Here is a 21,294-nt window from a genome sequence, read left to right as displayed (position 1 = left end):
GGGTCGTCTCAAGCAAGCCCGCTTCGCTATTGCAGCTGTTCCAGCAGCCGCCGGAGTGCTGTCCGCAGATCGTCCATCTGCTGCCGGCTGGTCAAGGCCGCCCAGCTTTCATCGACGCGCCGGCCCGCCGCCATCGCTATCGGCCTGACCCCCTGGCCTTTTTCCGTTAGAAACACCAGCCGGCCGCGCCGGTCGTTCGGATCGGGCCGGCGCTCGACATAACCCAGGCGCTCGAGTTCTTCCACGGCCTGCGTCATCGTCTGCTTGCGAACACGGGCGAGCTTGGTCAGCTCGCTGACCTGGATGCCCTCCGGCCGCGCGAAAGTGAAGACGTTGGCGTGCGGCGGGCGGATATCGCCGTAGCCGGCCTCATCGAGTGCCGCTTCGACGGCCTGTGTCCAATGCTGATGGACCAGACGCAACAACAGGCCAAGGGAAGAAGACGGCATGAAACCCCGCACAGAAATATAGACAGTTGCCTGTCTATATGATAGATCGACAGTCGCCTGCCTATATAGCACGAAAGCGTGGAGCTCCATATGCCGACCATCGATATCCTCACCTCGTTCATCTCCTACGAGGAACTGGGGGAGGGCGACCCGATCGTCTTCCTTCACGGCAATCCCACCTCATCGCATCTCTGGCGGAACATCATGCCCGGCATCGGCCCCGGCCGCTGCCTGGCGCCCGATCTCATCGGCATGGGACGCTCCGGCAAACCCGATATCGGCTATCGCTATGGCGATCACATCGCCTATCTCGACGCCTGGTTCGATGCGCTTGGCCTCGACGGCGTCGTGCTCGTCGGCCACGACTGGGGCGGCGCGCTGGCATTCGACTGGGCCTCGCGCCACGCCGAGCGAGTGCGCGGCATCGCCTTCATGGAAACCATCCTGCGGCCGATGAGCTGGGAGGATCTGCCAGACGGCGGAAAGGCGCGTTATGAACTGTTACGGGGTGCCGGAACCGGCGAGGCCAAGGTCCTCGACGAAAATTTCTTCATCGAACAGGCCTTGCGCGCGACCACGCTGAAAGGGCTCAGCGACGCCGACTGGAATGTCTATCGCGCACCCTATCCGGACCGCGACAGCCGCCGCCCATTGCTGGAATGGCCGCGCGCCATGCCGATCAACGGCGAGCCAGCCGATGTGGTCGCCAGGATCGAGGCCTATGACCGGTGGCTTTCCGCCAGTCCTGAGGTTCCCAAGCTGCTGCTGACCTTCGAAGGGCCCTCTGAGACGCTGTTGATCGGCAGCGAGATGATTTCGTGGTGCCGCGACAACATCGCGGGCCTGGAGATCAGGGGGTGCGGGCCGGCACGCCATATCGCACCCGAGGACCAGCCCGAGGCGATTGCCGCCGCAATCAAAAGCTGGATCGACAGGAGGGGGCTGAGAGCCGCGCAGCGGAAGGTCGCGTTTCAGGCATGAAGATCTGCGTCTGCGTTACCGTGGCTGCGTCATGACAGACTGTTGCAATGTTGAGCCGGTTCATAGGTGGGATCAATCAGCCACCGTGAAGGTCCCATGCCACGTTTCGATCGCCGACGCTTTCTTCTCGCCTGGCTTCGCGCACCGCTGCGCATCGCCTCGATCACACCATCAGGCCCCCGCCTTGCGGGCCTGCTGACCAAGGAAATTTCTACGCTGACCGGGCCGGTTCTCGAACTCGGCCCGGGCACCGGCGTTTTCACCGCAGCCCTTTTGGAACGCGGCATTGCAGAGCGCGATCTGACGTTGGTCGAATACGAGCGGGATTTCGCCACGCTGCTTCAAGATCGCTTTCCCGACGCCAGGGTGCTGCATCTGGACGTGCGGCAGATCTGGAAGACGGCGCTTTCCAGAAGTTTCTTCGGTGGTGTCGTCAGCGGGCTTCCGCTTCTTGCCATGCGGCCGGACGATGTGCGGGCGCTGCTCGATGGCTGCTTTTCCAACCTCAGACCGCACGGCGCCTTCTATCAGTTCACCTACGGGCCGAAATGCCCGGTGCCCGTCGAAATCCTCGACTCCCTCGGCCTTGTCGCCACGAGGGTCGGCTGGACGTTGCGCAATATCCCGCCGGCCGCGGTCTATCGCATCAGCCTCAGGTACCAGCCCATGATATTGATCGAGCAGCGCCGCGCGTGATGACGGATACGATCCTTTGCTACGAGGCGGCGATCCGGCATTCGATGCGCGACAGGCATCGCAGACTTGCTCGAGGGTGATATGGTTTCCACCTACGGTCCGACGGCCCCGACAGGCCCCCGATGGGCCCCCGATAGGAATGTGAGATGCGCATATTACTGATCGAGGATGAACCTCAAATGGCCGTGGCGCTCCGAGGGGCGCTCACTAGGCACGACATGGTGATGGACCACGTCTCGACCCTATATGACGCCGAACTGGTGATCGGCGACGGCGCTTACGACGCCGTCCTCCTGGATCGGCAACTGCCCGACGGCGACGGCCTCGAACTCATTCCGAAGATCCGCAAAAGGGGGCTGACGCTGCCAATCATCGTCATCACCGCCAGGGGAGAGGTTCCAGACAGGATCACCGGCCTTGAGACCGGCGCCGACGATTACCTTGCCAAGCCCTTCGTCTTCGACGAACTTCTGGCGCGGCTGCGTGCCGTGATGCGCCGCTCCGAAACCTTGCGCCCGGCGCTGATCTCGATCGGCCGGCTTTCGTTCGATCCGACCTATTGCGACATCATCGTCTCCGGCCTGCGTCTGGAAATGCCGCGCCGGGAGGCGCTGGTGCTCGAATGCCTCATGCGCCGTGCCGGTCGCATGGTGCCGCGACCGGCCTTGATGGAAGCAGTCTTCGGCTTCGACGACGAGATCCAGTCGAACGCGCTCGATTCTCATATATCGCGGCTGCGGCGCAAGCTGGCAGCATCGCAGGCAGGCGTGGTCATCAACGTTATCCGGGGCGTGGGTTATCTCCTGCGTGAAGCATCATGAGCAAACGATGCTCCTATTCGCTGCGCAAGCGCCTGTTTTGGCGGCTTCTTGCCGTGCAATCGGTCGTGCTCATCCTGGTGATGATCGTGCTGATTTCGGTTGGCAAGATATCCGAATTTAGATCGACGGAGGGCACGATCGAGATCCTGCGCCAGGCCGTCTTCCGCCAGCCCACTGGAGAATTGAGCCTGAGGGAGACCGAGGATCTGCGACAGCTGCGCAAGGAGGCGCCCGATCTCTGGTACACTGTTCGCGACATGCAGGGACATGTTTGGACCGAAGGCCGGATCCCGGAAGAATATGCCACAATCGGCAACACACTCGATCATGTCGGCCAAGCCAAGTTCGGCTTGAATCTCGGCGACCACGATCGTCAGGCTGCGCTGATGAAGTGGGTAGCGACGGATTGGGGACAGGTGCAGTTTCTGACGGGCACCGACGGCCCCAACTCCTCCACCTTCATCCTGCTCAAGCTTTCGCTGGTCCTTGCGAAAATTGTCATTCCCATCGTCGCGGTTATGGCGTTGGGTGCGTTGATCGCGACGCCGCTCGTCGTGCGAAGGTCGCTGGTCGGGATCGATCAGGCCGCGCTCCAGGCCGATACGATCGATATCGACCAGCGCGGCGGCCGGCTGTCTGAAACCGATACTCCGGAAGAGATCGCGCCGCTGGTGCACGCCGTCAACCGCGCGCTCGGCCGTCTCGACGAGGGTTATGAGCGGCAGGAACGGTTTCTGACCGACGCCGCCCATGAGCTGCGCACGCCGATCGCCATTCTGAATACGAGAATTGGATCCCTGCCGCACAGTTCGATCAAGACGGATCTCTTGGAAGATGCCGCAAGGCTTGCCGTTCTCACCGAGCAGATGCTCGATCTTCAGCGACTGAAACAGGGCAAGGTCCAGTTCACCAAGGTCGACCTCGGCCAGTTGGCGAGGAAGGTCATCATCGAGATGGCGCCGCTGGCCTTTGCCGCAGGTTATACGGTGCAGTTCGATGTCGATGGCGCCGGCGAGATCGAGGGCGATCCGCTGGCGCTGCAGCGCGCCCTGATGAACATCCTGCAGAATGCGATCAACCACGGCGGCAGGAAAGGTATCATCTCGCTGACCGCCGGCTGCAACTGGATCGAGGTCAGCGACGAGGGACCAGGCATCCCCGCCGATATGCGGGATCGGATATTCGAGCCGTTCTTCAAGCGCCATCACGACGGACGCGGCGCCGGCCTCGGCCTCAATCTCGTTCGCGACATCCTGCGCATGCACGGCGGCGAGGTGACGATCGACAACCGCAGTCCCGGCGCGGTCTGCCGGCTGAGCTTCCCGCCGGACAAGACGGTACGCGTTGATACTCCACCGCATCTGGCGACTGCATAACTCAAGGTGCTACAGCGTTCCTTGCGCCTCGCGAAAAGACCCGCGGCGTTGTCATGCGATGGATTAAATCGCGTCTCCGTGACATAGAGATTCGATGAGCGTGCACAGAGATTCGCAACTCGACATGTTTGCCAAGGCATCGCCCGCGATTGCCAAGGCACGTGGTCCATCGCACCGGCGGCCGTCGCAGCCGGTCGTCCACTCCGATGAAGACATGGCGAGGGCGCTCGAAGAGAGCGGCAACTATCGCATCTTGAGAAAACTGGCCGCCCGGCCGATTGCGTCAGTCCGACGGCCCGGGTTTTCGCGGCTCGGCGTCATTCTCGATACGGAGACCACCGGTCTCAACCACCGCAACGACGAGATCATCGAAATCGGCGCCGTCGCCTTTACCTTCGACGATGACGGCACGATCGGCGATATCGTCGGCATTTACGGCGGCCTGCAACAGCCGTCCCGGCCGATCCCGCCCGAGATCACCCGGCTGACGGGTATCACCGATGCGATGGTCGAAGGACAGCTCATCGATATCCAATCGCTGAGAACTCTGATCGAGCCGGCGGACCTGATCATTGCCCACAATGCCGGTTTCGACCGGCCGTTCTGCGAGGCCTTCTCGAAGATTTTCACCGGCAAGGCCTGGGCATGCTCGGTTTCGGAGATCGACTGGAGCGCCCGCGGCTTCGAGGGCACGAAGCTCGGTTATCTCGTCGGCCAGGCCGGTTATTTTCACGAAGGCCATCGCGCCGTGGACGACTGCCACGCCCTCCTGGAAATCCTCGATCGGAAGCAGCGCGACGGTGAAAGCCCGTTCACCGAGCTTTACCGCGCCAGCCAGCGCTCGCGCATCCGCATCTTTGCCGAACACAGCCCGTTCGAGATGAAGGATCATCTGAAGGCGAGGGGTTACCGCTGGTCGGACGGCAGCGACGGTCGCCTGAAGTCCTGGTGGATCGAAGTCGGTGAAGAGGATCTCGGCGACGAGCTTTCCTATCTGCGCTCGGATATTTACCGATGGGCCGAGGCGGAGCCGCCGATCGTGCGGCTGACGGCCTTCGATCGCTTCAAACTCTGACCGCGAAGCGGTTCGGATTCTGATTGGCTACTCGATATGGCGACCCATGCAAGCGCCGCATAGGTGCACTGTTGCATTGGCGCTGCAATAATCAGATGTCTCATACTATATACAACTCATCGAAGCGAACGAAGCGCCAAGGACTGGCAGCTAAGCTTCGAAAGCCCACGAAAGGGGATCATCATGAACGTAGCACGCTCTTTTAACAACTGGCGCAAGTATCGTCAGACGGTCGCTGAACTGGGTCGTATGTCCGCACGCGAACTGGACGACCTCGGCATCGGCCGCAGCGAAATCCGCAACGTCGCCCGCGCAGCCATCGCCCGCTAACGGCAGCTTAGCCCAAGCATCTTCAAAGACTATGCCAGCGCCTGCTTCCTCCCGAGCGGGCGCTTTGCTTTTGTGCTTCCGGCAGTTGGACCATGAGATCGAGCCTCCCGCTTTTCGCATAACGCATAGCTGCCCTGCAAAGAAGTGCCTATCAACTGAGCAAAAAATAAGTATGATTATTTCTATCGAAGCGATGCACCTCCTCCCGCATCCCTTCGATGTACAGGCGCCCCATCCTCCTCCCAGGGTCGTCTGTGGAATGACAGCACTCCTCCTCCCAGCTGTCGTTCGGTTTTTTACGAAAGCCTGCCGCACCTCCTCCCGCGGCAGGCTTTTTCGTTTTGGCCGATAGCACCGCTGGATCGCGCCAAGAACGGCCGCTTGCGATCATCGCTTGATGATGGCGTCATCATCTCCGGAAATTCTCCTGTCCATTCCCAGATTTTCTCTCGTGCTCTTGCGGGCCTTGCGTCTCCTCAAGCGCGCACCGACAAACCTGTTGACACCAAACTTGTCGTACAACTATGTAACCGGATGGATACCGCCGCGGCGGAACAGGCCGGATAAGATCGGCTCCCGCAATAGCGACGACCCGTAGCGACAATGAAGCGGAAGGAAAATTGACATGCAGATCGACGTGAGGCACGCCTCCCATCCCGGGGCCGTGCGTGATTTCGACACGGAGACGCTGCGGCGTCACTTTCTGGTGGAAACCGTCTTCGCGAGCGGCGAGATCCGGCTCACATATTCGCATTACGACCGGATGGTCATCGGTGGCGCGACGCCGCTCGCCCCCGGGCTGACGCTGACGGCGCCGACGGCGATCGGACAGGAAACCTTCCTTGCCGAGCGTGAACTCGGCGCCCTGAACATCGGTGGTGCCGGCCGCATCATCGTCGACGGCACGAACTACGATCTTGCCAAATATGATTGCCTCTATGTCGGCAAGGGTGCCAAGGACATCAGGTTCGAGAGCGCGGATGCGGCCAATCCGGCAAAGTTCTATCTGGTCTCGACGCCAGCGCATCAAACGCACCCGACCGTGTTGCTCACCCGCGAAAAGGCCCGTCACCTGACGCCGGGCGAAGCCGCAACGGCCAACAAGCGGTCCATCTATCAGTTCATCCATCCGGACGTTTGCCAGTCCTGCCAACTCACGCTGGGCTTCACCATGATCGAGCCGGGCAGCGTCTGGAACACCATGCCGGCCCATACGCATGACCGCCGCATGGAAGCCTATCTCTATTTCGATCTGGAAGCGGAGCAGCGTGTCTTCCACTTCATGGGCGAGCCGCAGCAGACCCGGCATATGCTTGTCGCCAACGAACAGGCCGTCATCTCGCCGCCCTGGTCGATCCATTCGGGCGCCGGCACCAAGAACTACAGCTTCATCTGGGCGATGGCCGGCGACAATAAGAGCTTCACCGACATGGACCATATCGCCATTGCGGATCTGAGGTGAACATCGTGGCAAATCCCTTCGACCTTTCCGGCCGGGTTGCTGTCGTCACCGGCGCCAATACAGGGCTCGGCCAGGCCATCGCGGCAGCGTTGGCGCAGGCCGGTGCGTCGATCGTCGCCGTCGGGCGCTCCTCGATGGACGAAACCGAAGCGCTGGTGAAGGAAGCGGGTAGCCGCTTCCATGTCGTCAAGGCCGATCTTGCCAGCATCGAGCCGGTCAAGGGGATCGTCACGGAGACCATCCAGACCTTCGGCGGTCTCGACATCCTCGTCAACAATGCCGGCATCATCCGCCGCGCCGATGCGCTCGACTTCACCGAGGAAGACTGGGACGCGGTGATCGACGTCAACCTGAAGACCGCCTTCTTCCTGTCGCAGGCCGCCGGCCGCCACATGGTCGACAAGGGCAGGGGCAAGATCATCAACATCGCCTCGCTGCTCTCCTTCCAGGGCGGCATCCGGATCCCGTCTTATACTGCCTCGAAAAGCGGCCTCGCCGGACTGACCAAGCTGCTGGCCTGCGAATGGGCCGGCAAGGGCGTCAACGTCAACGCCATCGCCCCCGGTTACTTCGTGACCAACAACACCACGGCGCTGCGCGAGGATGCCGACCGCAATGCCGCCATCCTTGCCCGCATCCCGGCCGGGCGCTGGGGAACGCCGTCCGAACTCGGCGGTGCGGCCGTATTCCTGGCATCGTCGGCATCCGACTACGTGCATGGAACGGTCCTGCCCGTCGATGGCGGTTGGCTGGCGCGCTGATCGGTCCCACCAACCGATCAGGCCTGAAGCATGTCGCGCAAAAGTGTGATGCGGTTTTGCGGTAACGACATGTATAAAAACAAAGACCTAAAGCGCGGGGAGGTAATCTGAAAGATCGCTGCGCGCTTTAGCACCGCTGCCCACCGCATCGGCGTGGATGCGGAATGCGAACAGGAAACGGGGTCGGCGCAGCCGCCTCGACACCAGGATTTCGAAACAGGATGGCAGACAAGGACAACGCGGTCTTCAATACCATTCAGCAGGCGCCGAACCTGCGCAGCAACCTTGCCGATATGTTGACGGCGCAAATCGAGTCCGGTGACCTGAAGCCCGGCCAGCGCCTGCCGACCGAGCAGGCGATCATGACGGCGACCGGCGTCAGCCGGACGATCGTTCGCGAAGCGCTCGCCGCGCTGCGCGCAAAGGGGTTGATCACCACGCGGCAAGGCCTTGGGGCTTTCGTCTCGAATGATCCGACGCCGAGATCCTTCTCGATCATTCCCAACGACCTGCAGTCGATCGGCGAGGTTCTGCGCGTGCTGGAGCTGCGCATGGGGATCGAATACGAAGCCGCCGGTCTTGCCGCGCTGCGGCGCACGCAGGAGGACATCGACCGCATGCAGGACCGTCTCGATGCCCTCGACAAGGCGCTCGAGGAGGGTGGATATGGCGCGCAAGAGGACTACGCCTTCCACAGATCCATCCTGGTCGCAACGCAAAACTCCTATTACGGCCGCCTCTTCGACACGTTCGGCAACATCATGGTGCCGCGGCAATGGGCGCGCTTGGACAAGATGACATCAGCCGAGCGCAAGCGTCATGCGGCGCGCATGCGCAGGGAACACCATGCCATATTCGCGGCGATCCGCGACCGAGACGAGCTTGCTGCGCGCCGCGCCATCCGAAGCCACCTGTCGAAGAGCGCCGCGCGCTTCGAAGAGTTGCGCGACGCTACCGCATAATACCGCAGTGCATGGCGCCCCCGCTTCACACCTCAGGCTTCAACTTCATCAGCCGCCGCCAGGCGGCGTGGTCGGTTTGCAGATCGACAGAAGCGTGGATCGCGGGCAGAAGCGGTTTGCGTTTGCGCCGGCCGAAGCGCCGTTTGAAGCCGAGGATATTTTCGACGAAGCTCCTGGTGTAGAGCCCCGGGCCGCTTGAATAGATCCGCCATCCGCCGTCGACGGCGATCTCTCCCGCCTTGACGCGTTCCCATTCGGCCGTTGCCTGATAGCGGTCATGGAAAGCTGCATCGCTGCTGCTGAAATAGGTATTGCGCTGGCGCAGCGATGCATGCGGCAGCGCTGATGTGACTGAAATCGGATTGACGACGGCGATCGCCTTCCAGAGCTCTTCCGCCTCGGCTTGGAGCGCCAACGTCTCGCAATATCGCAGATGCGCATGCACATACATCAGCCCGATCTCGCGACCGAAGAAGGAGGAGGATTCGGCGCGGCGAAACAGCGTCTCGGGGCCGCCGGCATAGGTCGCGGGCTTCTCTATCAGGCGCACGCCGTCGGGGAAGAGCAGATGCTCTTTAATCAGCTTCATATGATCGCGTCTCTGAGCCGGCGTGAACAGCCCGCCAAGCATCGCCTGCGTCATCGAGATCAGCGAAAAATGCAGGCCGGTGCGCTGGTCGCTCGGGTGCAGCAGCAATTCGACGCCGTCATGGCTGGGATCGAAGATACCGTAGCCGGCAACGACGCCGTCACGCACGAGATGGCGGTTGAAATCCCGGCGCATCGCGGTTGCGATCTTCCTCAAGCCCTTGGCCTTGTCGCCATGGCCGAGGCGGCGCAGGATCGCCGAATAACGGACGATCTGCTCGTAGAGCAGGGCAACGGTCCAGCTGCTGACCATCCAGTCGCGCAGATGCGGATCGGCCGGCTGCAGGGAATCGTTCCAGTCTCCCTCGCCATAGCGGATCAGATGCGTTCCAGGGATGAAAGCTTCGCGAACGGTCTCGAGCAGCTTCTCGACATGGATCGCGATGGTGTCGAGCTCCGGCGCCCTGGCCATCGTCTTTTCGTCGCGCCAGGAGACTTTCTCGTCGAGGATGTCGAGATCGCCGGTGGCTTCGATATAGTCGCAGAGCGCCTTCAACGGCCAGACGACGATATCGCCGTGACTATCGCCTGCCCGGATGTTGGCATAGGGCTCCAGCATGAACCATTGCGGCCAGTCACCTTTTTCCAGATATTGTTCGCTGAAGACGGTCTTCAGCACCTCCTTGGCTTCGCGGTCATGCTCGTAGGCGAGCAGGAATTCGATCGGCCCCTGGCATGCGTCGCGTGTGCCCCAGGCGGCACCCGTATATTGCTCGAGGCCGTGTGGTACGCTCAGATGCACGATCGCATCGTGCGCCAGCCACGGCAGGAGGGTCGTCTGCGCGGCAAGGTCGGGCGCCGTGCTGGCGATCGTCAGGCCGCGCACGGCGTTCCGCCAGAATGTCGATGCCGGCGCAAGCATGGCTTCATCGGTGACGCCGGCCTCATAACGCTGCGCCAGTCGCTCGGCTTCCGCCGCATCGGTCATCGAGCCGACGACGGCGAAAGAGAGCGCCTGCGTCATCAGGGATCGGAGCGCCACAAAGGCACCGTTGCGTGTTACCCCATCACTGTAGAGCAGTTCGTCGCCGCCGATTTCTTCGATGGCATCGGGCGTCGAACTCACCAGCCAATAGCCGGCATCGGGATAACGCTCGCCCCAGAGCCAGGCCGGGTCCGGTCGGAAAAGAATGCGTTTGCCCGACGGATAGAGTTCGATCTGCCCGCCCACGTCATATTCGCGCTCGCCGAGCACGACATGACCAAACACCAGGAAGCGGCACGGCTTGCCCTCGACAGAGACGGTCCACTGCATCGCCGCATCCTCGCCGGAGGCGACCGCCGACACGATGATTGTGCGTTCGGGGAGGCGATAGATCCAGCGGCAATCGCTGAGCCCCATTTCGAAAGCCGACGGCACCGCCAGAAGCTGCCAGCCGGCGCCGACATCCGCCATGATGCGAAGCCCACTGGCGCGGGTCAGATTGTAGGGGTCACGGGAGGCGGAAAAGAGCTTGTGAAAGGACGTATTGCCGATCGTCAGCTGGGCCGCGAAAATGCCCTGCATCCAGCAGGTCGCGGCAAGCGTCGTATCGTCGAGCAGCATGTTCTCACCGCTTCTGACGATCGCGCCGTGACGGCGCGCCACAATCAGCTCCTTGTCGCGCAGGACCACATGACGGTTCAGAACCCCATCATCGGAGACGAAAAACGAAAGAAGCTTTCCGTCGACCCGCTCTTCCAGGCTCCGCTCCGGATATAGCTTGCCGATCGCCTTTTTGTCCAGCGCCTCGGCCTTCAGCAAAGCAGCATCCTGGAGCAGGCTGCGGACCGGCGCGACCTCCTCGATATCGGCGGGCGCACTGTCTGTCGCCGCGAGCTCGTCAAGCCGTGAAAGGTCGGCATCCTTCGACGCCTCGGGATGATCGGCGGCGAACACGGCAAAGAAGGTCGTGGTCGCGCCGGTCGCCGGCACAGAAAGCGATTTCGACTGAATGGCGGGGCATGCCGTCTCCTGCTGCCGCCGTTTGCTCGGCAGGCTGGTGCCGAAAGGCCCGACCAGCAAGTCGTCGAGGCGGTCGCTCGCCTGCACCAGCTGGATCGCATCCGTGGCATAGGCAGCCGCCCCATCGAGGCAGCCCTGCGCGAGCCAGGGGTTGCGGGCGCCCGACGTCTTGAGATTTTGCCGGTTCATTACGACAGGGCCGAATGTCTCGTGATCGGCGATATGATGATCGACATATTGCGATGCATAGGCTTCACTGTTCATCAGGAAGCCGCGATCGCCGAGACCGACGTCCTGGATCAGCACCAGATCGACCGGCAGCGTCCCATCCTTCAGATGCCGGATGGAGGCACGCCAGAACCAGGCCGTTTCGGAGGGATGAAGCTCGAGGCGGACATTGTAGCCGATATCGCCTGCTTTGCCGCTCCAGGAGAGGCTCGTCGCATCGTGCCCGAAGCTGCCGTTAGCGCGAGGCCCGACAAGCTCCACCACCTCGGGCGCGGCGCCTCCGATGCGCAGATAAAGGCGACCGACGCCGCCGGCGAGCGGCGAGCCCTGGATCTGGTTGATCTGCACCGATCCCTTGTCGTCGGCGTATTCGATGGCAAATAGGGTGCCGTTCGGCAAGGCCGATATCGACAGGCCGGAACCGTTGCTGATCGTGAAGAGGCCAAGCTCGTCGCGTCGGGGCATTTGAAAACTGCGCGTAAGGTCCGTGGCCATTGAGATCTCGTCGATTGGCTTCAGAAGGGAACTGGAGGATGACGCAAAATGGTTGAGAGAAATCTTACCACTAGCGCCGGTTCTCGATTAGGTCCTTGAAAGCCAGGCCAGTCGATATCACTTGATATTCCAATTCGATCGTTGCACCGAGAGGTCATTGCCAAGGCTTCAAAGGAACTGTGGTCGCCGGTGACGATGATGCCGTCAGGTTGCTCAATGGCGCCATAGGCCGGAACGGAGTTCCCTATCATTTAACTTCAAGGCAAACTGGGACGGAAAGCGCTGATTCCGTCTGTGCGTGCTTCTTGACGCAACTCGCAGCTCCATTCAACGAGGTGACTATTGACGCAGTTCTTCGAAACCACTCAAGGGATCATGGCAATGGGGGCTTTCATCGGCGCTGGCGGTTTAGCCGCTGGGTCCTTGCTTCCCATCGTCATTCGACTTGCGAAGTCTGGGATCAACCGGCGCCCGAAAGCCGAGGTTAGAAACCTAGCGATGCTGACGGTGCTGGCCCTGGACGATTTTGTCGGAGCCAGCTATGCGGCCGTTCACGACATGCCCGAATTCAATCCTATGGATGAAGGCGAATTCGCATTTCACGTTCGCGATCCAACCCTTGCACTTCCGCAGGACGCAAACTGGGGGCTTTTTAATACCGAGCTTTCAGAAGAAATTTTGTGGTTGTCGAACCGAGTGAAGACCCTTTCTTATGCGTTGGATAGTCTCGACCTTTCCAGGCCCGGATACGATGGCTTCTTCGAGCGACGCCAAGAAGGTTATGCTGGTCTGGCGGCTGAAGCGATGGACATTATTGAGCGTATGCTTGAAGAGTTTGACCTCACCCTGCCTGCCAAGCCAGAATATTATCGCCGGCGGGAAGGTCTCGTTTCAGCTATCCAAAAGGCTGGAGAAAACAGCTCGCGGCACCCAAAGGCGCGCACTCTCGCGCACCCGAGTGGGTCAAATGTGCTGCAACTGTTCCCAAAGGCAAACGACGACGCCGAGTAAAATCAAGCGAAACCTCTGACACGGACTACCTTCGGCTGGATGATCCGCCATTGCATAGCTGCATTGCACAAAAAATGTTTTCCAACTGGTCAAAAAAGGAGCATAGTGTTCACAGCTGATGCATACACGACGGCCTTCCTCCCAGTTCCGTCGTTTCAGCTGTTCCCCTCTGGAGGTTGATACCTTCACAATTAATGGGCCACGGTTCTCCGTCGGCCCTCTTTTTTTGTCTGCGGACGGCCATCCCATGAAAATGTCGATCACCGACCAATACTAGTCGGCCGAATTCTTCGCTACCTGAAATCTTAAATGGGCCATGGTGATAGCTTTAGCGTGTCGACAATCGTCAGCAAGCCTGTCGCATCGTATCCGAGTGATATCTGGACTTTTACGGCACTGGGCCGAAATAGCTAAATATGTTGATTGAGAGCAGTGGTATCCTATCAAAACCTGTAGATCATGCATCTCGCATCCGAGTCGTTGACCTCGAAACAGCCGGGAATGGCCCGAATGATGTTTGCGAGATCGGCTGGCAGGACGTCGTGCTTGGTCATGACGGGGGATGGCGGGTTGATGATGAGCGCGGATCATTGCTTATAAATCCAGGGCGACCGATCTCTCCTGACACGATGGCAATACATCACATCGTGGACGCGGAGGTCGCGACAGCACCTTTTTGGAAAGAAATCGCCTCCAGCGTCTTACGGCCGGAAGGTGGAGTGGTCGCACTGGCTGCACATAGGGCAAGTTTCGAGCAGCGCTACTGCACCCCCAGATTTGCCGGCGGAGCGGCTTGGATATGTACGTGGAAATGCGCGCTTCGGCTGTGGCCTGAACTGCCGAGGTTCTCCAACCAGATGCTGCGGTATCTGCGTATGCCCGAGGGACTGGTACACGCGATTGGCCTTCCCGCCCACCGCGCAATGCCCGATGCGTACGTAACCGCACATCATTTGCGGGACATGTTGAATGAATCCACCTTCGAGCAACTGGTGAAATGGAGCAGCGAGCCGGGTCTTTTGCCACGAGTACCTTCGGGCCCCGAGCGTGGCAAAAGCTGGGATCGGCTGGATAGTGCGGCATTGCAGGCGTTCGCTTGCGATCGGGATGCCGACGTCCGCTTCAGCGCGGAGACGGAACTTCGCCGCCGCGGCGACGCGGACGTAAAAGTGGCTGACGAAGCCGAGCAGGGAACACTGCTTTAGGAATTCTTCGGCTCCTGCAGGGGAAAGAACACAGCAGTGAGGGTTTGATGGCAGAACGAATGTCTGAACGCGCCAAGGGTGACATCGACGCCATCTTGGAACGGCTCTATCGGGTTTCCCCGGAGCTGGATAGAATTGCCGCCGATTGCGAGAGAGCTTTGCGGCTCAATGCTGAAGCAAGAGGCGATTACATTTCGCCACGAACCATGCAGGCGTTTGTTGAAATGCGCGATGCCGTAAGCGCGCTGTACGGCTCGGCGCAGGATGCGATGAAGGAAGCCGATAGGTTCTTTAAGCCGAAATCGTAGGTCGAATGGGCAATAGCGCCATGGGCTCGGCACGGCTGAGGATTTCTAGCCATTCGCCAAGTTAACCGTTCATCTGCAGAGCTTAAACACCGAGGAGCTCCTCCCAACCTTAGCAGCGGCCTCTCAGGCTCCGGCCTTAAGCTTCAGATCAGATGTACGAACGGATCACCTTGCAGAAGGTCATAAAACGCCCAGGTAAAGCTGGCAAATGGCCATCGCGGCTTGCGGCTGTGATCTTTTGGGCTGAATGCGCTATGAGCGGACCACGGCAGCCGGGTATGGAAAACAAATGACCACAATCACAATCGACGATGCACTCAACCACGCGGGGGCAGGACGATATCAGGGACGGCTGATGGCCGTCTTCGGCTTGGTCTGGGCTGCTGACGCCATGCAGGTCATCGCGGTGGGCTTCACTGCGGCTTCGATCGCCACGAGCTTCGAACTAACGGTGCCGCAGGCGCTTCAGACGGGCACGGTGTTTTTCCTTGGCATGTTTCTGGGCGCAATGGGATTTGGTAGGCTTGCCGATAGGATCGGCCGTCGCGGCGTTCTGATCGCGACTGTCTCCTGTGATGCCGTCTTTGGCACGCTGTCAATTTTCGCGCCGGACTTCACGTTCCTCCTGTTCATGCGCTTCCTGACCGGTGCGGCAGTCGGCGGGACGTTGCCGGTGGACTATGCGATGATGGCCGAATTCCTACCGGCGAAGAACCGAGGCAGGTGGCTGGTGCTGCTGGAGGGTTTCTGGGCCGTCGGAACCCTGGTTGTCGCACTTGCAGCCTGGCTGCTCAGTCTCTGGAACGTGGCCGAAGCCTGGCGATTGATCTTTGCCGTAACAGCGCTCCCGGCGATTATCGGTTTCGGTCTGCGGTTTTTCGTGCCGGAATCGCCGCTCTATCTTCTGCGCCAGGGAAGGGGTGGAGAAGCAAAAGCGATCATCGACCGGATGGCCGTGGTGAATGGCCGCAGTGCTCTGGGGCAAGAGGTTGACATCGCGCCTGCGACACCGACGCGTAGTATCGGAATATTCTCCCACGCTCTGCGGCGTCGAACCCTATTGATCCTGGCGGTTTGGTTTCTGGTGTCCATTTCTTACTATGGTGTCTTCACTTGGATACCTCCGAAACTTGCCGGGGACGGCTTTGGCTTCGTTCGAGGCTACGGTTTTCTTGTGCTGATCGCGCTTGCCCAGCTTCCTGGATATGCGCTCGCTGCCTACGGCGTCGAAAAGTGGGGGCGGCGTCCAACGCTTGTGGCATTTTGCATCCTTTCCGCGATGGGATCCATTTTGTTCGTCGTCGGCTCATCCGCACTCTTGGTAGCGTCGTCACTGCTAATCATGAGTTTCGCGCTACTTGGTACGTGGGGTGCACTCTACGCCTATACGCCAGAGCTTTATCCTACTGCGTCCAGGGCAACCGGGATGGGTGCCGCCGGTGCTATGGCTCGGCTTGGAGGGCTGCTTGCGCCATCGTTGATCGGTCTTTTTGTGACTAAAGATTTCGGCCTGGTCATCGGGATTTTCGCTGTTTTGCTGCTGTTGGCAGGTGCCGCAGCCTATTTCATCGATGCAGAGACACGCAGTGCTACGCTGGCCTAGACCGATGCGGTGGCCTCCATCTCAGAATGGCGGAGGGTAGGGTTCCGACCTTGTCGCAGAATAGATTTTTTGTGGCGAAGACTGACAGCTGGTGGCACCATTGCAGTCTCGTCTCCAGGTTTTTCAATAGTTTAGTTGATTCTCTTAAAGCGGTTTCGTCAACCTGGTTTTCACGTTGACTTTGGCCGCCTGGCAAAGGGCACTGAGAGCAGGGCGCAGCCGGTCAGGACGGCAATCACCATCCAGGCTTCGTTGATCGCCTGGACGCTTGCCGCGGTCTGGATCAGCGGATCAAGCAGCGCCGTGGTATCCGCGTCGAAGCTGCCGCTATGCCCGGATATCGTCTGAAGAGGCGCGCCGACGAATGTCGCAGCCTCGACGTCGCCGGCTTGAAGGCGGGTCCAGAGACCCTGTCCCAGCGGCTCCGAGCGCGTGTAGATAATGGTGTCGATGAGAGCGATGCCGATGGCCCCTCCGAGATTGCGCATCAGGTTGAAAAGTCCGCTCGCGTCGGGAATGCGGTCTGGCGGCAGAGTGCCGAGCGCTAGTCGCGTCGGTGGCAGCAGGCAGAACATGATGGCGACGCCGCGCACCACCTGCGGCCAGAACATCGCGTCATAATCCGAACGAGGATCCTGAAAGGCGCTCATCCCGACACCGATCGCAAAGAGCGCGAAACCGGCGGCCGACAGCAATCGCGCGTCCATCCGCTTCTCCAGCGCGACCGCGATCGGCGCCGTGATCAGCTGCGCGACGCCGGTGACCAGCATCGTCATGCCGATTTGGAGGGCGTCATGTCCTCTGATGAAAGCGAGAAAGACCGGCATGAGATAGACCGAACCGAAGAGGCCGATGCCGAGCACGAAGCTCAGAACCGAGCCGACAAGAAAGTTTCGATCGCCGAAATTTCCGAGATCGACGATCGGCCGGTCTCTGCGCAGCGTTCGCCAGATGAAGACACCTCCCGACGCAAGGCAGACCGCCAGCAGACTGAGCACATAGGCCGAGATCCAGCCGCTCGTCGGCGCCTCTTTCAGGCTGAGTTCCAGGCTCGTCAGCGCGGTTGCCATCAGCAGAAGCGACAGGCCGTCGAGACGCCTGAGTTCGGACGGATCGGTCGCCTGCCTCGGCAGGGACCGTGCCGCCAGGATTGCCGAGGCAATGCCTGGAAGGATGTTGATCAGGAACAGCCAGTGCCAGGAATAGGTCTCAGTCAGCCATCCGCCGGCGATCGGTCCGACGGTCGGGGCCAAAACCGCGAGAACGCCGGCGATCGTCGTCGCAAGCGCCTGGCGCTCGTTCCGAAAGAGAATGAACACGGCCGAAAACACCGAGGGGATCAGGGTTCCGCCGGAAAAACCCTGAAGCACCCGCCAGGCGACCAGCTCACCGAAGCTGCCGCTCATCGCACAGCCGGCGGAGGCTGCGACGAACAGGCTGATGGCGGTAACGAACAGCCATCGCATCGTCAGAAGCCGCGTCAAAAAGCCGGTGAGCGGGATCGCCACCACTTCGGCAATGAGATAGGCCGTCTGTATCCAGCTCATCTGATCCGGATCGATATCCAGCGCCGACTGGATGGTCGGCAGCGATGTCGCCACCACCTGGACGTCGAGGATCGCCATGAACATGCCGACGCACATCGCCATGAAGCCGAGCCAGACGATGGCGGGCGCTTCATCAGGGCGGGCAGATTCAAGTCGTTCCGACATGCGATGATCCCGCGAGCTGCATTCTCCGCCCAGAGTGCGAAGACTACTGCAGAATTCCTTAAATCGGAATCGATCGAGAGTAAAATATGCAGCATTTCAAAATGATGCAGCGCCGCGTCTGAAAGACAGCGGCGCTGTAGGCATCCCCAATTGCGATCGAGCCTGACCGGGTGGGTCAGGCTCGATCCTCTGTTCAATGGATTTGGTCCGAGCGTCCTATTTGTCCGGGGCTTAGCTGCGGAAGAGCGACAGGATATTCTGCGACGACGAATTGGCGATCGATAGCGACTGGATCGCAAGCTGCTGTTGTGTTTGCAAGGCGGAGAGTTTGCTCGACTCCTCCTCCATGTCGGCATCGACCAGCCGCCCGACGCCCGAGTCGATCGAATCGGAAAGCGCACTGACGAAGTCTTCCTGCAGGTCGATGCGCGTAGAGATCGAACCCAACTGCGCACCGGCAGAGGTCATTGCCGACAGCGCGGATTCGATGGTCGACAGCGCCGACTGGATCTGACCGGTGGTAAAGTCGGTAATGTCGAGCGAGTAAACGGAATCGCCGTTTGCATCAGCCGTTCCGAGGATACCCGTGGAGGTTTCGATCGACCCGCCGTTCATGCCGAACAGCACATTGCCGGCGGAGCTGGTGTCCAAAGCATATTCAGTCATCTTGACGGAAACGGCGCCGGAGCCGTCGCGAACGAAGGAGGATACGACGCTCATCGTGCCGTCAGCGCCGGCGACCCAGTTCTCACCCGAGAACGACGCCGACTGGGCTATGCTCATCAGTTGCTCCTGCAGCTGACTGATTTCTTCCTGGACCTTGGACTTGTCGACACCGTCCTCGGTCGCTGCCACCAGCTTGGCCTTGATCTCGTCGACGACGTCGATCGCACTGTCCATGGCCGTGTAAGCAGTATCGACCTTGGCCGCGCCGAGGCCGAGCGCGTCGGACACGGCGGAGAGCGCCTTGTTGTCGGACCGCATCGTGGTTGCGATCGACCAGTAAGCGGCGTTATCGGATGCTGTATCGACCCGATAACCGGTAGAAACACTATTCTGTGTCGTTTCGAGATTGGAGTTGATGCTGCGCAGCGTCTGAAGGGCAGACATCGCTGAATTGTTCGTATTGATGCTCGTCATGGGAAATTCGACCCGCTCTTAAAAGTTGAATGTGGTGCATCCGGGGGGAACGTCCCGGCCGTGGCGAGCAGCCTCATGCTTATCGACCTGTGTTGTTGAAGATCAATTCGCCATCGTTGGGTTAATTATCGTACTTAAAAGTACCTTAATGGTTAACGCGAACGAGCATGGCTCGTTATTTTTTCTCGGAACGGGACGTGAAACCTCGGAAGGCCCGGATTCGCCGGCCATCCCATGAGCCAAATCGTGCCTGGATCTGCCGAAGAGCTGATCCGGAAGGTCGATGCAGAAATTTGAGAGCGGCAATTGACGCGCCGACGGTAAACTGACTATCAATATTAAATCAATTTGATTGACTTCAAAAATAAGCAACAAGGGGAACGCTGGAATGAGATTGAGCAAGAGTGCAATCCGCAACAATTCCATGCGCGCTGGCTTGGCGGCGGCAACCGCTTTGACGGCGCTCGTCGCTTTCGCGGCCGGCGGTGCAGCGGCAGAGTCGGTGCTGACGATGCATATCGAGGAGCAGAGCAGCTGGGTTCAGAACTTCAATCCGTTCGACCTTGCCGGCCGCCGGCAGAGCACGATGGATTTCATCTACGAGCCCCTGGTGATCTTCAATGCCGAGGATGGTGGCAAACCAGTGTTTCGCCTGGCGACCAGCTATAAATTCTCCGATGACATGAAGTCGATCACCTACGAGCTTCGCCCCGGCGTCAAATGGTCCGACGGGCAGCCGCTGACCTCGGCCGACATGAAATACACGATCGATCTGATGCTGAAGAACGCCGCGCTCGACACTGTCGGCGTCGGCGAGACCGTTGCCTCCGTTGAGGCGCCGTCGGCGACCGAGGTCAGGGTCAATCTCAAGGCCGTGAACTCCGATTTCCCGGAATCGCTTGCCGACCTCGCCGTCGTTCCCGAGCATATCTGGAAGGACGTTTCCGATCCGGTAGCCTTCAAGAACGAGAAGCCGGTCGGTTCCGGGCCGATGACGGAGCTGCGCCGGTTCACGCCGCAGGTCTACGAGCAATGCCGCAACCCGAACTACTGGGATGCCGCCTCGCTGCACGTCGATTGCCTCAGGCTGCCGCAGATCTCGGGCAACGACCAGATGCTTGCAATCCTGCCGGAAGGCAATATGGACTGGATCGGCTCCTTCATCCCCCAGATCGACAAGACATTCGTCGCGCTCGATCCTGATCACAACGGCTATTGGCAGCCGCCGGCCGAGACCGTCGCCTTCCAGATGAACTTCAAGAGCGGCAATGAAGGCAACCTCGAGGCCTACAAGGACCTGAACTTCCGCCATGCCTTCAGCCTTGCCATGGACCGCACGTCGATGGTCGATATTGCGGGCTTCGGCTATCCCGTCGTCAACGAGCATGCGTCCGGCCTGCCGCCGCGTTTTGAGAGCTGGCGCAACAAAGATGCCGAGGGCGACAAGGATGCCTTCATGGGCTTCGATACCGAGAAGGCCAACAAGATTCTCGATGATGCCGGCTACAAGAAGGGCGCCGACGGCTTCCGCGCGACGCCGAGCGGCAAGCCGATCGCCTTCCCGATCATCGTTCCGAATGGCTGGACTGACTGGATCGACGCCGTTCAGATCGCCGTCGAAGGACTGCGTGCCGCCGGCATCAACGCATCCGTCACCACGCCTGAATATGAGCAGTGGCGCAAGCAGATCCTCGACGGCAGCTTCGAGGTCGTCATGAACTCCCGCGCCGATGCCGCAACGCCGTTCCGCGGCTATTACCAGAACCTTTCGACCGCCTATGGCGGGCGCATCACCGGCGCGCCCTCGCGCTATTCGAACCCGAAGCTGGACGCCCTTTTCGATCAGTATCTGAAGGCGACGTCGCAGGACGATCACAAGAAGATCTTCAACGACATCCAGCTGCTGGTCGCCGACGACTTCCCCGTTGTGCCTGTCTTCAACGGGCCGACCTGGTATCAGTTCTCGAGCAAGCGCTTCACCGGCTGGGTCACCGACAAGGATCCCGTCATGAATCCGGAGGATCATGACAACAACCGCATGCGCCTGATGCATCTGCTGCGCCTCACCCCGGTCCAATAAACCTCG

The 21,294-nt window shown here is 60.3% G+C and carries 18 protein-coding genes; 14 read left to right on the top strand and 4 right to left on the bottom strand.

Annotation, left to right across the window (positions count from 1 at the left end):
• Window positions 1-26: 26 nt before the first annotated feature.
• Window positions 27-539, bottom strand: coding sequence for a MarR family winged helix-turn-helix transcriptional regulator (locus tag OLZ32_RS04720; RefSeq protein ID WP_264419777.1), 513 nt, complete (start codon window positions 537-539; stop codon window positions 27-29).
• On the opposite strand from OLZ32_RS04720, the gene OLZ32_RS04715 reads away from it, so the two are divergent.
• From OLZ32_RS04715 to OLZ32_RS04675, 9 genes are all read left to right on the top strand, one after another.
• A complete protein-coding gene (locus OLZ32_RS04715) occupies window positions 540-1,430 on the top strand; it encodes a haloalkane dehalogenase (protein WP_264419775.1) in 891 nt (296 codons plus the stop codon). It abuts the gene before it with no gap.
• A gap of 96 nt (window positions 1,431-1,526) precedes the next feature.
• The gene (locus tag OLZ32_RS04710; RefSeq protein ID WP_264419773.1) at window positions 1,527-2,126 is read left to right on the top strand and encodes a class I SAM-dependent methyltransferase; all 600 of its coding nucleotides are present in this window, start codon (window positions 1,527-1,529) and stop codon (window positions 2,124-2,126) included.
• 146 nt (window positions 2,127-2,272) lie between these two features.
• A complete protein-coding gene (locus OLZ32_RS04705) occupies window positions 2,273-2,947 on the top strand; it encodes a response regulator transcription factor (RefSeq protein WP_264419771.1) in 675 nt (224 codons plus the stop codon).
• Entirely contained in the window at window positions 2,944-4,323 is a 1,380-nt protein-coding gene (locus tag OLZ32_RS04700) for a sensor histidine kinase (RefSeq protein WP_264419768.1), read from the top strand. Before OLZ32_RS04705 ends, OLZ32_RS04700 begins: the two co-directional genes overlap by 4 nt.
• A 94-nt stretch (window positions 4,324-4,417) precedes the next feature.
• Window positions 4,418-5,398 carry a 3'-5' exonuclease gene (locus tag OLZ32_RS04695; protein ID WP_264419766.1) on the top strand — a complete coding sequence of 327 codons (981 nt, stop codon included), beginning with the start codon at window positions 4,418-4,420 and terminating at the stop codon, window positions 5,396-5,398.
• A 183-nt stretch (window positions 5,399-5,581) separates the two neighbouring features.
• Window positions 5,582-5,728: a DUF1127 domain-containing protein gene (locus tag OLZ32_RS04690; protein ID WP_003548073.1), complete on the top strand. Its 147-nt coding sequence runs from the start codon at window positions 5,582-5,584 to the stop codon at window positions 5,726-5,728.
• Window positions 5,729-6,353: 625 nt separating this feature from the next.
• Window positions 6,354-7,190 (top strand): 5-dehydro-4-deoxy-D-glucuronate isomerase, encoded by an 837-nt coding sequence (gene kduI, locus OLZ32_RS04685; RefSeq protein ID WP_264419764.1) that lies wholly within the window; start codon window positions 6,354-6,356, stop codon window positions 7,188-7,190.
• On the top strand, window positions 7,187-7,951 hold the full coding sequence (kduD, locus tag OLZ32_RS04680; RefSeq protein ID WP_319641101.1) for a 2-dehydro-3-deoxy-D-gluconate 5-dehydrogenase KduD: 765 nt from the start codon (window positions 7,187-7,189) through the stop codon (window positions 7,949-7,951). The genes kduI and kduD overlap by 4 nt, the downstream gene beginning before the upstream one ends.
• 221 nt (window positions 7,952-8,172) lie before the next feature.
• On the top strand, window positions 8,173-8,913 hold the full coding sequence (locus tag OLZ32_RS04675; protein ID WP_264419762.1) for a FadR/GntR family transcriptional regulator: 741 nt from the start codon (window positions 8,173-8,175) through the stop codon (window positions 8,911-8,913).
• Between the two features lie 25 nt (window positions 8,914-8,938).
• On the opposite strand, the gene OLZ32_RS04670 is transcribed toward OLZ32_RS04675, so the two are convergent.
• Window positions 8,939-12,229: a GH36-type glycosyl hydrolase domain-containing protein gene (locus OLZ32_RS04670; RefSeq protein ID WP_264419760.1), complete on the bottom strand. Its 3,291-nt coding sequence runs from the start codon at window positions 12,227-12,229 to the stop codon at window positions 8,939-8,941.
• Window positions 12,230-12,571: 342 nt separating this feature from the next.
• Between OLZ32_RS04670 and OLZ32_RS04665 the strand changes: the two genes are divergently transcribed.
• The 4 genes from OLZ32_RS04665 (at window position 12,572) to OLZ32_RS04650 (ending at window position 16,356) form a co-directional block, all read left to right on the top strand.
• A complete protein-coding gene (locus OLZ32_RS04665; protein WP_003548057.1) occupies window positions 12,572-13,240 on the top strand; it encodes a hypothetical protein in 669 nt (222 codons plus the stop codon).
• A 416-nt stretch (window positions 13,241-13,656) separates the two neighbouring features.
• Window positions 13,657-14,445 carry a DNA polymerase III subunit epsilon gene (locus OLZ32_RS04660; RefSeq protein WP_052635700.1) on the top strand — a complete coding sequence of 263 codons (789 nt, stop codon included), beginning with the start codon at window positions 13,657-13,659 and terminating at the stop codon, window positions 14,443-14,445.
• 47 nt (window positions 14,446-14,492) lie between these two features.
• Window positions 14,493-14,753, top strand: a complete 261-nt coding sequence (locus OLZ32_RS04655; protein ID WP_003548054.1) for a hypothetical protein — start codon at window positions 14,493-14,495, stop codon at window positions 14,751-14,753.
• A gap of 289 nt (window positions 14,754-15,042) precedes the next feature.
• Window positions 15,043-16,356, top strand: a complete 1,314-nt coding sequence (locus OLZ32_RS04650) for an MFS transporter (RefSeq protein WP_264419757.1) — start codon at window positions 15,043-15,045, stop codon at window positions 16,354-16,356.
• Window positions 16,357-16,526: 170 nt separating this feature from the next.
• Here OLZ32_RS04650 and OLZ32_RS04645 read toward each other — a convergent pair whose 3' ends face one another.
• Window positions 16,527-18,068, bottom strand: coding sequence for a DHA2 family efflux MFS transporter permease subunit (locus OLZ32_RS04645; protein WP_264419755.1), 1,542 nt, complete (start codon window positions 18,066-18,068; stop codon window positions 16,527-16,529).
• Between the two features lie 231 nt (window positions 18,069-18,299).
• Entirely contained in the window at window positions 18,300-19,208 is a 909-nt protein-coding gene (locus OLZ32_RS04640; protein WP_003548048.1) for a flagellin N-terminal helical domain-containing protein, read from the bottom strand.
• A gap of 388 nt (window positions 19,209-19,596) precedes the next feature.
• On the opposite strand from OLZ32_RS04640, the gene OLZ32_RS04635 reads away from it, so the two are divergent.
• Window positions 19,597-21,288, top strand: a complete 1,692-nt coding sequence (locus OLZ32_RS04635; protein ID WP_017992036.1) for an ABC transporter substrate-binding protein — start codon at window positions 19,597-19,599, stop codon at window positions 21,286-21,288.
• Window positions 21,289-21,294 lie beyond the last annotated feature (6 nt).

Source organism: Rhizobium acaciae, assembly GCF_025941625.1.
Lineage (GTDB): Bacteria > Pseudomonadota > Alphaproteobacteria > Rhizobiales > Rhizobiaceae > Rhizobium > Rhizobium acaciae.
This window is presented reverse-complemented; position numbering and strand designations above follow the sequence as displayed.